The organism is Buttiauxella massiliensis (assembly GCF_902500225.1).
GTDB classification, from domain to species: Bacteria; Pseudomonadota; Gammaproteobacteria; order Enterobacterales; family Enterobacteriaceae; genus Buttiauxella; species Buttiauxella massiliensis.
This window is the reverse complement of the sequence record NZ_LR722652.1, coordinates 88,977-102,096: the sequence shown is the minus strand read 5'-3', so window position 1 is coordinate 102,096 and position 13,120 is coordinate 88,977. Positions and strand designations below refer to the sequence as shown.

The following is a 13,120-nucleotide window of genomic DNA, read 5'->3' as shown; positions in this document are numbered from 1 at the left end:
TGTTATGGAACACATTACGTTGTCATTTCCGGCAACTCGCACCGTTAGCGGCAAAGCGCTGGCGGGTGTAGTTGGCTCCGGTGATATGGAAGTTCTGTTTACCGCGACTCAGGGCGACGTCCTGACTATCGCCATTACCACGTCTGTTGATAACAGCGAGCAGCGCTGGAAAGCCCTGTTTGAGCGCCTTGGCGCACTGAGCAGCATTCCCGCCGGGCAGATGCAGATCCACGATTTTGGCGCGACGCCAGGTGTGGCACGCATTCGTATCGAACAAGTATTTGAAGGGGTGAGCCATGCGTAACGACAGCAGCTTTATCGAACTCAAAGCGCGCGAACGTGCGCGTTTGCTGCTGGATGACGGCAGTTTCCGCGAATTGCTCGACCCGTTCGAAGGCATCGTTTCTCCGTGGTTAGAAGCGCAGGGCATCGTGGTGCAGTCCGATGACGGCATGGTCGTTGCCAAAGGCACCATTAATGGCGGCCCGGCGGTAGTGATTGCTATCGAAGGCGCTTTCCAGGGCGGCAGCATGGGCGAAGTCTCCGGCGCGAAAATGGCCGCAGCGCTTGAACTGGCAGCCGAAGATAACCGCAACGGCATTCCGACTCAGGCCGTTTTATGCCTCGAAACCGGCGGCGTGCGTTTACAAGAAGCGAACCTTGGCCTTGCAGCAATCGCGGATATTCACGCAGCGATCGTGGACTTGCGCCGTTACACGCCAGTTATCGGCGTCGTCGCGGGAACAGTCGGTTGCTTTGGCGGCATGTCAATCGCCGCCGCACTTTGCAGTCACTTAATCGTGACTCGTGAAGCGCGTCTGGGCCTGAATGGCCCGCAGGTTATCGAACAGGAAGCGGGTATCGACGAATACGATTCACGTAACCGTCCGTTTATCTGGAGCATGACCGGCGGCGAAGTTCGCTTTGAGAGCGGCCTGGTCGAAACGCTGGTGGGCGATGGCGTTAACGCGGTTAAAGAAGCGGTTAACGCGGCAATCGCGCAAGGTGTTCCTGCTGCGCATCGCACCGATAACTATGCGTGGTATCTCGAACGCCTGAGTAATTTCGATACTACGAAACAGGCTGATTCCGAACAGATTAAACAGCTTTTTGGGGAGAAACGCGCATGAGCCAGAAACTGAATCGCGCCGCCATTTGGTTGGACAAACTCACTGCTAACGCACCACGTATGGCTGGCCTGTGCGCTTCCGTTCAGGTTGCCGATGGCAGCGTTGATGGCAAAGCCGCCCGTTTTATCGCGGTCGTGCCAGACGAAAATAACCATTATCCACGCGCTAAAGGCGGGGAAGTGGGCCTGCTCGAAGGCTGGACGCTGGCGAAAGTAGTTAGCGAAACCATCGCCGAAGATGCTGAAAAATCAGAGAAACGCGCCATCGTGGCGGTGATCGACGTTCCGAGCCAGGCTTATGGCCGCCGCGAAGAAGCGTTCGGTATCCACCAGGCACTGGCCGGTGCGGCAGCGGCTTATGCCAATGCGCGTCTGGCGGGCCACCCGGTTGTTGGGCTGATTGTTGGTAAAGCGATGTCCGGTGCGTTTCTGGCACACGGTTACCAGGCAAACCGCCTGATTGCGTTCAACGATTCCGGCGTGATGATCCATGCGATGGGTAAAGAGTCCGCAGCGCGTATCACACTGCGTACCGTGGAAGCGCTGGAAAAGCTGGCCGCCACCATCCCGCCGATGGCTTATGACATCAGCAACTACGAAACCTTGGGTCTGTTATCTGCATTGCTTGAAATTGCTCATCCGGAAGCACCGCAAAGCGACGATATGGACAAAGTAAATGCGGCACTGGTCACCGCAGTTCGTGAAGCACGTACCGATAACACACTGAAAAACAGACTGAATGCTAAGAATCGCCATAGCTCGGCGTTGGTTCGTGAGCGTATGCGCGCAGCCTGGTAACGATGGTTTAAAAAGACAGACCTGCCAGACGGTAATAATGGGCACCGTTAGAGTGCCCTATAAAAATTAACCGCCTGAAAATAATAATCATCGCACCGGTGCTGGAATTCTTTTTTTAACTACAGGTGAAGTTATGACTTACGTAATTGTTCATGCGCTTGCGCCCATTTTTGTCATCATGCTGCTCGGCTTTTTCGCTGGCAAAGCAAAGATGGTCGATAACAAAAATGTTTCCCTGCTCAATATCTTTGTAATGGATTTCGCCCTGCCAGCCGCGCTGTTTAGCGCAACGGTTCAAACGCCGTGGGCAGGTATCGTCAAACAGTCACCGATGAGTGTGGTGCTGGTTCTGGCGATGTGGATTACCTACGCTGCGATTTATTTCCTGGCGACCAAAGTATTCAAAAAATCTCCGCAGGATGCGGCTGTACTGACATTGACTGTTGCGTTACCAAACTATGCGGCGCTTGGCCTGCCAATTCTGGGCAGCGTTCTGGGCGAAGGTTCTGCAACCTCTCTTTCCGTTGCGGTTTCTATCGCTTGTGGTTCCGTGTTGATGACACCGTTCTGCCTGATGATTTTGGAGCGTGAAAAAGCGCGTGCAGCTGGCGAAGCAGTGGGTTCAACCCTCGCAATGCTGCCTGTTCTGATGTGGCGTTCGCTGAAAAAACCTATCGTCTGGGGCCCGCTGCTGGGTGTGATTTTATCGGCGATTGGTATTCGTATGCCTGACTTGCTGCTGTCGGCAATCAAACCGTTGGGTATGTCTGCGACCGCTGCGGCACTGTTCCTGACCGGTGTGATCCTTTCTGCCCGTAAGCTGAAAATCAACACCGTGGTTTGCGTTGCAACCGTGACCAAACTGCTGATTCAACCGTTCATCGCATGGGGTATCGTGCTGGCGTTGGGTCTGACTGGGCCGGTTGCCATCACCGCGATCCTGATGATTGCGCTGTCTGCGGGCTTCTTCGGCGTGGTATTCGGCAACCGTTTCGGCGTGCAATCGCCGGATGCAGAAGCTGTCTTGCTGCTTAGCTCCGTGCTCTCTATCCTGTCGTTACCGCTGTTTATCTCTTTGACTTCAGGAATGTAAATCATGAACACACCACGTCCCCACGACTTACTCTGGCTTAGCGACCGTGATGCGCTCGAAGATGTGAGCGAAGAGTGGGTGGCAAGCCAGTGGCGGCCTCAGCTTCCGGTGGTGGTGCGGCGTGATGTGAATCGTGAAGGGCGCATTCCGGTAGGCGTTCGTGGAATGCGCCGCGACCAGCGGGCAGCCGGATGGGCAAACGGCACAAAAGTTAAACGTGTCGTTTTCCCGGAATCTCTGGCTTCCCGCGATCTGTTAGTCAAATCTCCGTTTGTTTCGATGCCGCCTGTTCAGGGGGCAATTCAACTCGCACTGTGTGAATGGCCCTGGGTTTGGGGCATTACCGGAAGTGTTGGCTACGCGCTGGCGACGGAAGTCCCGGTGCTTCATGCACAAAGCGACCTCGACTTAATCATCCGTTGCCCCGAGCGCGTTGCGCGCGAAGCATTGTTGGAATGGCAGCAAGTTATCGGCCATTTGTTATGCCGCGCTGATACGCAAATCGAAACGCCGCAGGGCGCTTTTGCGCTGGCGGAATGGCTACGCGACGGACGTGTATTGCTGAAAACCAACAACGGGCCGCAACTGGTGAGTGACCCGTGGGCACTAAAGGGATAAGCATGAAAATTCTCTTCACTTTCCCCGGACAGGGAACGCAATGTGCTGGCATGTTGCAGAAGTTACCGCAAGATGGCGACATTATGACGCGTGTTCGCGCTGTATTAGGCGATGAAACCGATACGCTCGATACCGAAGATGCCCTGAAACATACCCGCGCCGTTCAGCTTTGCCTGTTGATTGCTGGCGTGGCTTGCGCCGAAGAACTCGAGCGCAACGGCGTGCTGCCCGATATGGTCTGCGGATTGTCCATTGGCGCGTTTCCGGCGGCTGTGGTGGCCGGGGCATTAAGTTTTGAAGATGCGCTGCGTTTAGTCGCGCTGCGTGGCGACTTAATGGAGCAGGCGTATCCGCAAGGTTATGGTTTAACTGCCATTACTGGCTTGCAACTCAATCAGGTTGAGCGGCTGGTGAAAGGCAGCGGAACGTACATCGCCAATATCAACGCCGAGCAGCAAATCGTGATTGCCGGGCGTGAAGAAGATATGGCTGCCGTGGCACAAAAAGCGCTGGCATCTGGCGCGCAGAAAGCCAAACAACTGGCGGTTAGCGTGCCGTCGCACTGTGAATTACTGGCTGAACCTGCACGAAAACTGCAACAGGCATTTGCTGATGTAACGTTGAACCGCCCGCGCTGCACGTATCTCAGCGGCAGCACGGCTCGCGTGGCCTGGCAACCTGAGCAAATTGCTCAAGATTTAGCGCTGAATATGTCGCGCACTGTGCGCTGGCGTGACGCGATGATTGCCGCCAACGAACGCGATGTCCGTCTGGCGATTGAAATGCCGCCGGGCAGCGTGCTGACCGGACTCACGCGCCAGGCATTCCGCGAGGGTGAAATGGTTTGTGCTGAAAACAACAGCGTGACGGTGCTCCAGCGTCTCGCCGAACGGGCTAAAGCAGCGCGTTAGGCTTATCAATAAACGAGCGGGCGTACATGCGGCCTTCGGCCGCAAGTGCCAGCAAGTTTGGATCGTGTTCGCGATTGCGGGCAAAGACAATCGCAATGGATTGCTGCATTTGATAAGGCTCGGCGAGCTTCAGCAGTTGCACTGAGTTTTCATACACTTTCTTCATTCTCCCCGGCATTAATGCCAGTCCCACACCTGCCTGTACCAGACTGATCATCGAGAAAATATCGTTCACACGCGTCACAATCTCAGGCTCAAAACCTGCAATGTGAAACGCTTCCTGGAACCCGTTATAGGTCGCAAACCCTTCGGCTAACGAAACAAACTTCTCACTATGATAATCACGAAGATCGGCAAGTTTGCTGGTATCGAGTGGGAAAGTACTGGAGGCGGCGAGGAAAATATCATCCTGAAATAACGGCAGCACTTCAAGACGATTACGGTCGATCTCGCCTTCTGAAATAGAAATCAAAATCGCATCCAGCACGCCATCTTCAAGCATGTTTAATAACATCTGATTGGAACCCATGGTGAGATCCATTTCCAGTTCCGGGCGGCGTAACTTCATGCCCATAATCAGGCGTGGCACCGTTTCAAGCGTTAACGAATACAGCGTACCAATGCGCAAACGCCCTTGCCCGACACCGGCGGCTTGTCGTGTTTCCACGATCCCGCGCGCCATCAATTCCACCGCTTCTTTACTGTGTTCAAGCAGGGTTAAAGCCGCTGGCAGTGGCACCAGATTACGGCCTTTATGGATAAACAGCGGGCAGCGCACGCCTTCTTCAAGCGTATGAAGCGCACGATGCACGCTCACGCCGCTGATCCCCAGCGCCTCAGCAGTACGGGCTATATTTCCCTTTTCCATAAACGACATGAATATTTCGAGTTTTCGGAAAGTGATTTCTGCGTCTATTTTCATTGATGGCCTGAATCCTGCACTGCTGCAAGTTCCTGGAAAAAAGTGGGGTTAGTTTGAATAACGGCCAGCACTTTTGCAGCCAGCCTGGTTGGGTTACGCCTTCCGGACTCCCAGCTTTTGATGGTATCAACGCTAGTACCAAGTGCCTTGGCCATCTCGCTCTGCGATACATTCAACTCTTCCCTGATTGCCTTAACATCAGCGATCTCATAACGGGTGACACGTGCGGGAGACTGAATGCCATTTTTAATGTCGACCGCTTCTTCAAGGGACGTTTTCAGGTCGTCAAAAAAGCTCATATCACACCTCGTTTTTCATTATTTTCGTCAATTTCTGGAGATCTGCTTTTTCCGCATCAGTCAGGTTTTCTTTAGTACTTTTCGGGTAGGCCATCACCAGATAGACGACCTCTTTGGTTGCGAGAAAATAAATGACTCTGGCGCTTCCGCTTTTGCCCTGAGAACCCGTTGCCATCCTGATTTTTCGCAACCCACCAGTTTGTTGTATCAGTTCACCTTTAGCTGGAGATTCAATGAGCTGTTTTTGTAGATCTTTAAGCTCATCATCCGTTGCGATTTGCTTTATCTGTCGGGTGAATATCGAAGTTTCGATAAATTCTAGCGCATGGCTCACCGGGGACTTTCCTTGTCTGGGTATAGAGTACATTGCAAGGGGTACGCTGTACACTTTTTGGGGCTTGAAAATTCATTCTACGAATTTCTCACAGCTCCTCTAACGCTATCGCGCAACTTTGCGTAGAACCTCGCAACAAGTAAGTTTATCGTTCAAAAACAGTTTGTTATGAAGATAATGATCAGGAGGGAATTGGTGAGAAAGCGCATTCGCTAAAATTGAAGATGCCCGATTAGCTTCGAGCGTGAGAGCAGCAGTGAAGAGCCTTTCTCATGCAGCGAGGCAATAATTTCGGCTTTATTCCAGTGGGAAGATCTCTAAAAGTGAATGGTTCGAATTAAAGGGACATTTTGATTTCAAGTGCAGCAAGGATTGCGGCTTCCATTTTCTCCGGGGTGGAGATCGGTGCAAAACGCTTGAGCGGTTTGCCGTCGCGTCCGATCAGGAACTTAGTGAAGTTCCACTTGATTCGCCCACCCAGCACACCGGGCAATTCATCCTTCAGGTAACGAAACACCGGGTGCGTTGCCGCACCGTTGACCTCTACTTTCTCGAACATCGGGAAGCTCACGCCGTAGTTGATGTGACAGGTCTGCGCGATTTCGTCGGCGTTGCCGGGTTCCTGCTTACCGAACTGGTTGCAGGGGAAACCAAGCACCACCAGACCCTGGGCGGCGTACTTCTTGTAGAGCGCTTCAAGGCCTGCGTATTGTGGCGTGAAGCCACAATGGCTGGCGGTATTAACCACCAGAACCAGCTTGCCAGCGTAGTCGGCCATAGAGATGAGCTGGCCACGCAGGCTGGTGGCAGTAAATTGATGAAAGGTGGTCATGTCGGAATCCTCAGAGCAGAATCAGTTTGACGTTAGCATTGCCACGTAGCGTGTAGTAAATACGCGTTCTGTGTTTCATGGCAACGTCCCCTTGTTTAAGGATAGCGTTGCATCGACCCGTTGAACTCACAGGACTTAAGCGACTGTCACTCCCTGATTATGCCCGTACTACCAAATCCATCAAAAGAACTATAAATCCTTCTCCAACTATTCCCTGGCTAACATTATTCACAAAAGCCAATGAATTAGGGGAAACACCGGGATTTGGTTCCCGGAGGGACGCCAAACCTGGTGGCCGCCCTGGGTATCTCAGTCTTAACCTAACCCGCAACCAACTCCCAATCCCCACTCATAAGTCTTTCCAATATTTCCCGCAAAACGTCCCTCATATCACAATTTTGCTCAAAAACTATCACTGTCACCAATAGATTCGACCTCTTTAATCCGTGACTGTAATCACATTAAGCCAGCGGATTATCATGAATCGGCCGCTTTTTGTGGCGCATATCACTCTTGCCTCTGGGATTTCCACTTCAAAGTGGAAAACAACTCGCTACAAACCTTTAACCCTCGCCGATACCTTAGAGCCATATCAGTAAACGAGGTATGCAGTGTGAATAACGGAGCGGTAAAGGTTAATGACGCCGGAAGTACCGACGCCACACAACTTACGGAGCAAGTGTTGGCGTTTATCAGGACGCTGCTGGAAGGCCGAAACATTACGCCAAACGCAGTTCAGGAGCAGATGCTGACATCCCACGTTCGCGCCATGGCGCACCGGTCACTGACCGGCGAACCGTTACCAGAAGTTGAAGAAAGCCTGTTTGAGGAAATTTCTGATGACTCTCTGGAAATGGCAAAAGCAGTCGTCGAACAGTTTGGCAATCTGCCGGTTGAAGAGGCGTGGTTGCTGTCAGTGCATTTCGAAGTCGCGAAAGACAATCTTTGAATAATCAGGAGATTCAGATGGAACAAATTACCGTAGTGATCGGCGACCGCCTGGGTAAAGGCCAAAAAGTGGCAGCAGGGATTGAGAAAGCAGGCGGCCGTGCCGTGGTTATTCCTGGTGTTGCCGCTGATATGAAACTTGGCGATGTGATGAAAGCTGAAAATGCCACGTTCGGCATCTCTTTCTGTGGCAGTGGCGGCGCAGGTGCCATCACCGCGCAAACCAAACATGGTTATAAAGCCAAATACGGTATGCGTTCAGTTGAAGAGGGCGTCACCGCCATCAACGAAGGCAACAACGTGCTGGGCTTCGGCTTTATGGATAAAGAAGAACTGGGCGAGCGCTTAGTTCTGGCCTGGGCTAAGAAGTACGGTAACTAAGCATGAAAGAACACTTCTCCGAAACGGTGAGAGTGAAAGGTCGTGGCGACACTAAAGCCAAGGCCTTTGCTGATGCCCTGAATCATGTTCAGGGCTCGGTTATGAAGTCATCTCCCCACATTTTACTGCGTATTGAGCCACAGGATGTGCAGGTTGTTCAGGCGCGAGTGCAGGTCAAGAAAGAGGCTTTTTTGTTCTTCTTTCTGAAACGTGAAAAACAGATGTTCAGCGTGGAGCTGGATGTTTCGGTCAGTGTGACGGCCATCAATATGGACAAAGTAGACTTCATCCCCCAATAAAATCACACAGAAAGGACAGACAGATGTTCTTAATTATATTAATAAAATCGCTAATCATCGGCGGTCTGGTTGGCGTTGGAGTGGGCGCCGGGGCTGCACGTATGTTTCATGCGCCGACCACGCAAGGTATGGGCGCTTTTCGTACCCTCGGCGAGCTGAACTCCTGCGAAGGCGACCCGGCTTCACACTTCTCATTTGGTTTAGGTTTCTTCTTCAACGCCTGGGCGTCGTCCGTTGCTGCGGGTGCTTTTACTCAGGACGTTGACCACCGAATTATCCCACACTGGGGTGCCGCCGCGTTGATGATGAAAAATCGCAACGTGGCTGAGACCCTGCACGATCCACGCAAAATGGCTGTCGCGTGCGGCATCATCGGCATGATTGTAGTGGCCTTCCTTAACACCACCGCGTCTGCCGTTCCCGCTGCACTACAGGTTACCGCAGTAAAAGTGCTGGTCCCTGCGGCGAACTTGCTGGTGACCATCATCATGCCAGTGATTTTCTGGCTGGCGGCGATTGATGCCGGTAAAAAATCAGGCTTCTGGGCCACTATTTTCGGTGGCTGTGCGCAACTGATTATGGGCAACGCCGTACCTGGTCTGGTGCTTGGCATCCTGATTGGTAAAGGCGTGGAAGAGAGCGGCTGGAACCACGTCACTAAAGTGATGATGGTGGCGATTATCGCGCTGTTTGTGCTGAGTGGCTTCTTCCGTGGCTTCGATATGAAAATGATCGAATCCTTCCATCTGACCGTGCCGGACTGGCTCAGTCTGATCCATAACTCGATGAGCGGAAAATAAGGGAGCCTGTGATGGAAACGAATAAAGGTTTTTGGTACGCCGACTGGTCATTCCCGATTTTCGTTGGCCTGCTTTCTTCCGGCGTGTTCGCCGGGACACACATGTATTACCTCTACGGCATTGGGGCATTCAACGAAGTGGCGTTTGTTTCCATGCTGCGTGCCGGGATTGATACCGGTGTGTATGGCGCAGTCGCCGCGTTTGGTGCCAGCTTTCTGTTTGCCCGCATCATTGAAGGTTCGCTGGTCGGGATTCTGGATATCGGCGGGGCGATTCAAACCGGCGTAGGTCTTGGCGTTCCAGCGCTGTTACTCGGCGCGGGCATTATCTTCCCGGTTGCGAACTTTGCGGCATCGCTGGTGACGGGGCTGGTGATTGGCCTGGCGATTGGTTATGTGATTATTCTGGCGCGTAAATTCACCGTCAACCAGAGCAACTCAACCTACGGGGCAGACGTCATGATGGGCGCGGGTAACGCATCCGGCCGCTTCCTTGGCCCGTTGATTATCCTGAGCGCAATGACCGCTTCTATTCCGATTGGTATTGGCTCGCTGATTGGTTCTCTGCTGTTTTATCTGTGGAACAAGCCGATTACCGGTGGCGCGATTCTTGGCGCGATGCTTTTTGGAGCATTCTTCCCGATTGCTTTGTAGGCCGAAGCGGGGGCTGGAGATACCCGGGGCGATTTCAGGGCTTGGCATCCCTCCGGGAACCAATTCCCTGAACTTCCCCTAATAATCGGCTACGGGATCTTTCTGAAGGAGAAAACCATGTTCGACTTAATCCTGCGCAACGCGTGTCTGGTGGATGACACCGTTATCGACATCGCGCTGAAGGATGGAAAAATTGCCGCACTTGGCGAAATCACGGGTGAGGCGCAAGAAGAACGCCAGCTCAATGGTGAATATTATGTCAGCGCAGGCTGGATTGATTCCCACGTCCACTGTTACCAAAAATCCCCCATCTATCACGATGACCCGGACAGTATCGGCATTAATACAGGCGTGACGACTGTTGTTGATGCCGGGAGCACAGGCGCTGACGATATCGACGAGTTTTACGAGCTAACTCGCAAAGCGACGACGGATGTTTATGCGTTACTGAACATCTCTCGCGTTGGACTGATTGCGCAGAACGAACTGTCGGATATGACGAATATCGACAAAATCGCCGCACGTGATGCGGTGAAACGCCATCCTGGTTTTATCGTTGGCATCAAAGCGCGCATGAGCAGCAGCGTAGTGGGTGCCAACGGCATTAAACCGCTGGAGCGCGCGAAAGAAATCCAGCGCGAAAACGGTAAATTACCGCTGATGGTACACATCGGTAATAACCCGCCTGACCTTGATGAAATTGCCGATTTGCTGACAAGCGGTGACATCATTACCCACTGCTACAACGGCAAACCGAACCGCATTTTGACATCTGCCGGTGAATTGCGGGCATCAATTTCAAGCGCCATTCAGCGTGGCGTGCGCCTTGATGTGGGCCACGGTTCTGCCAGTTTCAGCTTCGAAGTAGCGAAAATCGCCATCAGCAAAGGAATTCTGCCACACACCATCAGCTCCGATATTTACTGCCGCAACCGCATTAACGGCCCGGTACATAGCCTCGGCGTGGTGATGTCCAAATTCCTCTCCATTGGCATGTCGCTGCCACAAGTGATTGATTGCGTTACCACGCATGCCGCGCAAGGTTTACGCCTGACGAATAAAGGGCGTTTGTCTGTGGGGCTTGATGGCGACCTGACGATTTTTGCCCAACGCCGCCAGCCGACGGTATTTACCGATTCCGAAAATCAGACGCTCCAGGGCGAACAACTGCTGGTGGCACTTGCCGCCGTTCGCTCCGGGAAATGGTTTACGACCGAACAAGGGAAACAAGAACATGTCTTCGATTTATGAGAAATATAATTTAAAACAAGTCATTAATGCCTCTGGCCGCATGACGGCACTCGGTGTTTCTACCCCGCGCCCGGAAGTGGTTGAAGCCGTGACCAACGGTATGAATCACTATTTTGAGATGAAAGACCTGGTGAACAAAACCGGGGAGTACATCGCCAGGCTGCTGGATGTTGAAGCCGCAACAGTAGTGTCTTGCGCATCTGCGGGTATCGCGCAATCTGTGGCGGCAGTGCTTGTGAAGGACAACGCCTGGCTGATTGAAAACCTGCACGGCACGCCACTTGAGAACAACGAAATTGTGTTGCCGAAAGGCCACAACGTGAACTTCGGCGCGCCGGTGGGCACGATGGTTTATCTCGGTGGTGGCAAAGTGGTGGAAGCGGGCTATGCCAACGAATGTTCTGCCGAACAATTAGCTGCTGCCATCTCCCCACGCACTGCCGCCATTTTGTATATCAAATCGCATCACTCGGTTCAGAAAAGCATGCTTAGCGTAGAGCAGGCTGCTGTCGTGGCGCGCAAACATAACCTGCCGCTGATTGTTGATGCAGCAGCGGAAGAAGATTTGCAGTGCTACTACCGCGCAGGTGCTGACCTGGTGATTTACAGCGGCGCAAAAGCCATTGAAGGGCCAACCAGCGGCCTGGTAATTGGCAAAGCGCAGTATGTTGAGTGGGTGAAGCTGCAAACAGGCGGCATTGGCCGCGCCATGAAAGTCGGCAAAGAAGGTATTCTTGGCCTGACCAGCGCTATCGAACACTATTTAACGGCAGCCAAAGAAAGCGGCGCACAGATGGTCGAAAAAATGACGCCGTTTATCGAGAGCCTCAACACCCTTGAGGGGATCACAGCCCGCGTGGTGTGGGATGCAGCCGGTCGCGACATCGCCCGTACTGAAATTAAGTTTGATGAAGCGGCGATTGGCGTCAGCACCGTCGAGTTGGTGAGCGCGCTGAAACAGGGCGAATATGCGATTTTCTTCCGTGGCTACAAAGCCAACGAAGGGATTATCGAAGCCGATGTGCGTAGCGTCAGCTCGCAACAGTTAGAGATTATCTATCAATGCATTAAGGCATTGGTCAGCAAGGAGAAACAGGCATGAAATTGACCCCGAATTTTTATCGTGACCGTGTATGCCTGAATGTGCTGGCGGGTTCGAAAGATAACGCGAAAGAGATTTATGACGCTGCAGAAGGCCATGTTCTGGTCGGCGTGCTTTCTAAAAATTACCCTGATGTAGCAACTGCCGTAGCGGATATGCGTGAATATGCGGCATTGATCGAAAATGCGCTTTCTGTTGGCCTTGGCGCAGGTGACCCAAACCAGTCGGCAATGGTGAGTGAAATCTCCCGCCAGGTGCAACCGCAGCACGTAAACCAGGTGTTTACCGGCGTGGGTGCAAGTCGTGCGTTGCTTGGGCAAAATGAAAGCGTGGTCAATGGCCTGGTTTCTCCAACGGGAATGGTCGGGATGGTAAAAATTTCCACCGGCCCACTGAGTTCAGCTTCTTCTGACGGTATTGTGCCGGTAGATACCGCTATCGCGTTGCTCAAAGATATGGGCGGCAGCTCAATCAAATATTTCCCGATGGGTGGCCTGAAATACCGTGATGAGTTCCATGCGGTGGCACTGGCTTGTGCAAAACACGATTTCTGGCTGGAACCGACTGGCGGGATCGATCTTGAGAACTACGAAGAAATCCTGAAGATCGCACTGGATACGGGAGTGAGTAAGATCATTCCGCATATTTACAGCTCAATTATTGATAAAGCGAGCGGCAATACACGTCCGGAAGATGTGCGCACTTTGCTGGATATGACGAAGAAGTTGGTTGGCTAAAACCTGATAACCA

General features: G+C 52.6%; 18 protein-coding genes. 14 read left to right on the top strand and 4 right to left on the bottom strand.

The annotated features are described in order from the left end of the window. Positions 1–4: 4 nt before the first annotated feature. The 6 genes from mdcC to mdcH all read left to right on the top strand — a co-directional run bounded on the left by mdcC (position 5) and on the right by mdcH (position 4,549). Complete coding sequence (mdcC, locus tag GC128_RS09085) at positions 5–304, top strand: malonate decarboxylase acyl carrier protein (protein WP_151994026.1); 300 nt, start codon at positions 5–7, stop codon at positions 302–304. Next, positions 297–1,130 (top strand): biotin-independent malonate decarboxylase subunit beta, encoded by an 834-nt coding sequence (locus GC128_RS09080; RefSeq protein ID WP_151994025.1) that lies wholly within the window; start codon positions 297–299, stop codon positions 1,128–1,130. Before mdcC ends, GC128_RS09080 begins: the two co-directional genes overlap by 8 nt. After that, positions 1,127–1,927 (top strand): biotin-independent malonate decarboxylase subunit gamma, encoded by an 801-nt coding sequence (mdcE, locus tag GC128_RS09075; RefSeq protein WP_151994024.1) that lies wholly within the window; start codon positions 1,127–1,129, stop codon positions 1,925–1,927. The genes GC128_RS09080 and mdcE overlap by 4 nt, the downstream gene beginning before the upstream one ends. A gap of 133 nt (positions 1,928–2,060) precedes the next feature. Beyond that, on the top strand, positions 2,061–3,020 hold the full coding sequence (locus GC128_RS09070) for an AEC family transporter (protein ID WP_151994023.1): 960 nt from the start codon (positions 2,061–2,063) through the stop codon (positions 3,018–3,020). Beyond that, the gene (locus tag GC128_RS09065) at positions 3,021–3,638 is read left to right on the top strand and encodes a malonate decarboxylase holo-ACP synthase (RefSeq protein ID WP_151994022.1); all 618 of its coding nucleotides are present in this window, start codon (positions 3,021–3,023) and stop codon (positions 3,636–3,638) included. Between the two features lie 2 nt (positions 3,639–3,640). Next, positions 3,641–4,549: a malonate decarboxylase subunit epsilon gene (mdcH, locus tag GC128_RS09060; protein ID WP_151994021.1), complete on the top strand. Its 909-nt coding sequence runs from the start codon at positions 3,641–3,643 to the stop codon at positions 4,547–4,549. On the opposite strand, the gene GC128_RS09055 is transcribed toward mdcH, so the two are convergent. The 4 genes from GC128_RS09055 to GC128_RS09040 all read right to left on the bottom strand — a co-directional run bounded on the left by GC128_RS09055 (position 4,533) and on the right by GC128_RS09040 (position 6,936). Next, entirely contained in the window at positions 4,533–5,471 is a 939-nt protein-coding gene (locus GC128_RS09055; protein ID WP_151994020.1) for a LysR family transcriptional regulator, read from the bottom strand. The two genes, mdcH and GC128_RS09055, sit on opposite strands and share 17 nt — an antisense overlap. Further along, on the bottom strand, positions 5,468–5,770 hold the full coding sequence (nadS, locus tag GC128_RS09050; protein WP_151994019.1) for a NadS family protein: 303 nt from the start codon (positions 5,768–5,770) through the stop codon (positions 5,468–5,470). Before nadS ends, GC128_RS09055 begins: the two co-directional genes overlap by 4 nt. A 1-nt stretch (position 5,771) precedes the next feature. After that, on the bottom strand, positions 5,772–6,104 hold the full coding sequence (locus GC128_RS09045; RefSeq protein WP_151994018.1) for a type II toxin-antitoxin system RelE/ParE family toxin: 333 nt from the start codon (positions 6,102–6,104) through the stop codon (positions 5,772–5,774). A gap of 337 nt (positions 6,105–6,441) precedes the next feature. Beyond that, positions 6,442–6,936 carry a glutathione peroxidase gene (locus GC128_RS09040; RefSeq protein ID WP_151994017.1) on the bottom strand — a complete coding sequence of 165 codons (495 nt, stop codon included), beginning with the start codon at positions 6,934–6,936 and terminating at the stop codon, positions 6,442–6,444. 613 nt (positions 6,937–7,549) lie between these two features. Between GC128_RS09040 and GC128_RS09035 the strand changes: the two genes are divergently transcribed. The 8 genes from GC128_RS09035 to dagF all read left to right on the top strand — a co-directional run bounded on the left by GC128_RS09035 (position 7,550) and on the right by dagF (position 13,107). Then, positions 7,550–7,885: a glycine dehydrogenase gene (locus GC128_RS09035; RefSeq protein ID WP_064515854.1), complete on the top strand. Its 336-nt coding sequence runs from the start codon at positions 7,550–7,552 to the stop codon at positions 7,883–7,885. 17 nt (positions 7,886–7,902) lie between these two features. Then, positions 7,903–8,265 (top strand): SFCGS family glycine-rich protein, encoded by a 363-nt coding sequence (locus GC128_RS09030; protein ID WP_064515856.1) that lies wholly within the window; start codon positions 7,903–7,905, stop codon positions 8,263–8,265. Positions 8,266–8,267: 2 nt separating this feature from the next. After that, positions 8,268–8,564 carry a DUF4312 family protein gene (locus GC128_RS09025; protein ID WP_151994016.1) on the top strand — a complete coding sequence of 99 codons (297 nt, stop codon included), beginning with the start codon at positions 8,268–8,270 and terminating at the stop codon, positions 8,562–8,564. 23 nt (positions 8,565–8,587) lie between these two features. Further along, positions 8,588–9,364 (top strand): DUF4311 domain-containing protein, encoded by a 777-nt coding sequence (locus GC128_RS09020; protein ID WP_064515860.1) that lies wholly within the window; start codon positions 8,588–8,590, stop codon positions 9,362–9,364. Positions 9,365–9,375: 11 nt separating this feature from the next. After that, a complete protein-coding gene (locus GC128_RS09015; RefSeq protein WP_064515863.1) occupies positions 9,376–10,017 on the top strand; it encodes a DUF4310 family protein in 642 nt (213 codons plus the stop codon). Positions 10,018–10,134: 117 nt separating this feature from the next. After that, a complete protein-coding gene (locus GC128_RS09010; protein WP_151994015.1) occupies positions 10,135–11,268 on the top strand; it encodes an amidohydrolase/deacetylase family metallohydrolase in 1,134 nt (377 codons plus the stop codon). After that, positions 11,252–12,370 carry a DgaE family pyridoxal phosphate-dependent ammonia lyase gene (locus tag GC128_RS09005; protein WP_151994014.1) on the top strand — a complete coding sequence of 373 codons (1,119 nt, stop codon included), beginning with the start codon at positions 11,252–11,254 and terminating at the stop codon, positions 12,368–12,370. The genes GC128_RS09010 and GC128_RS09005 overlap by 17 nt, the downstream gene beginning before the upstream one ends. Then, positions 12,367–13,107 (top strand): 2-dehydro-3-deoxy-phosphogluconate aldolase, encoded by a 741-nt coding sequence (dagF, locus tag GC128_RS09000; RefSeq protein WP_151994013.1) that lies wholly within the window; start codon positions 12,367–12,369, stop codon positions 13,105–13,107. The genes GC128_RS09005 and dagF overlap by 4 nt, the downstream gene beginning before the upstream one ends. Positions 13,108–13,120: the final 13 nt, after the last annotated feature.

Excerpts from the sequence above, each read along its gene's own strand:
- mdcC (WP_151994026.1), top strand. The coding sequence starts at position 5 with ATGGAACACATTACGTTGTCATTTCCGGCAACTCGCACCGTTAGCGGC.
- GC128_RS09080 (WP_151994025.1), top strand. The coding sequence starts at position 297 with ATGCGTAACGACAGCAGCTTTATCGAACTCAAAGCGCGCGAACGTGCG.
- mdcE (WP_151994024.1), top strand. The coding sequence starts at position 1,127 with ATGAGCCAGAAACTGAATCGCGCCGCCATTTGGTTGGACAAACTCACT.
- GC128_RS09070 (WP_151994023.1), top strand. The coding sequence starts at position 2,061 with ATGACTTACGTAATTGTTCATGCGCTTGCGCCCATTTTTGTCATCATG.
- mdcH (WP_151994021.1), top strand. The coding sequence starts at position 3,641 with ATGAAAATTCTCTTCACTTTCCCCGGACAGGGAACGCAATGTGCTGGC.
- GC128_RS09055 (WP_151994020.1), bottom strand. The coding sequence starts at position 5,471 with ATGAAAATAGACGCAGAAATCACTTTCCGAAAACTCGAAATATTCATG.
- nadS (WP_151994019.1), bottom strand. The coding sequence starts at position 5,770 with ATGAGCTTTTTTGACGACCTGAAAACGTCCCTTGAAGAAGCGGTCGAC.
- GC128_RS09040 (WP_151994017.1), bottom strand. The coding sequence starts at position 6,936 with ATGACCACCTTTCATCAATTTACTGCCACCAGCCTGCGTGGCCAGCTC.
- GC128_RS09030 (WP_064515856.1), top strand. The coding sequence starts at position 7,903 with ATGGAACAAATTACCGTAGTGATCGGCGACCGCCTGGGTAAAGGCCAA.
- GC128_RS09025 (WP_151994016.1), top strand. The coding sequence starts at position 8,268 with ATGAAAGAACACTTCTCCGAAACGGTGAGAGTGAAAGGTCGTGGCGAC.
- GC128_RS09020 (WP_064515860.1), top strand. The coding sequence starts at position 8,588 with ATGTTCTTAATTATATTAATAAAATCGCTAATCATCGGCGGTCTGGTT.
- GC128_RS09015 (WP_064515863.1), top strand. The coding sequence starts at position 9,376 with ATGGAAACGAATAAAGGTTTTTGGTACGCCGACTGGTCATTCCCGATT.
- GC128_RS09010 (WP_151994015.1), top strand. The coding sequence starts at position 10,135 with ATGTTCGACTTAATCCTGCGCAACGCGTGTCTGGTGGATGACACCGTT.
- GC128_RS09005 (WP_151994014.1), top strand. The coding sequence starts at position 11,252 with ATGTCTTCGATTTATGAGAAATATAATTTAAAACAAGTCATTAATGCC.
- dagF (WP_151994013.1), top strand. The coding sequence starts at position 12,367 with ATGAAATTGACCCCGAATTTTTATCGTGACCGTGTATGCCTGAATGTG.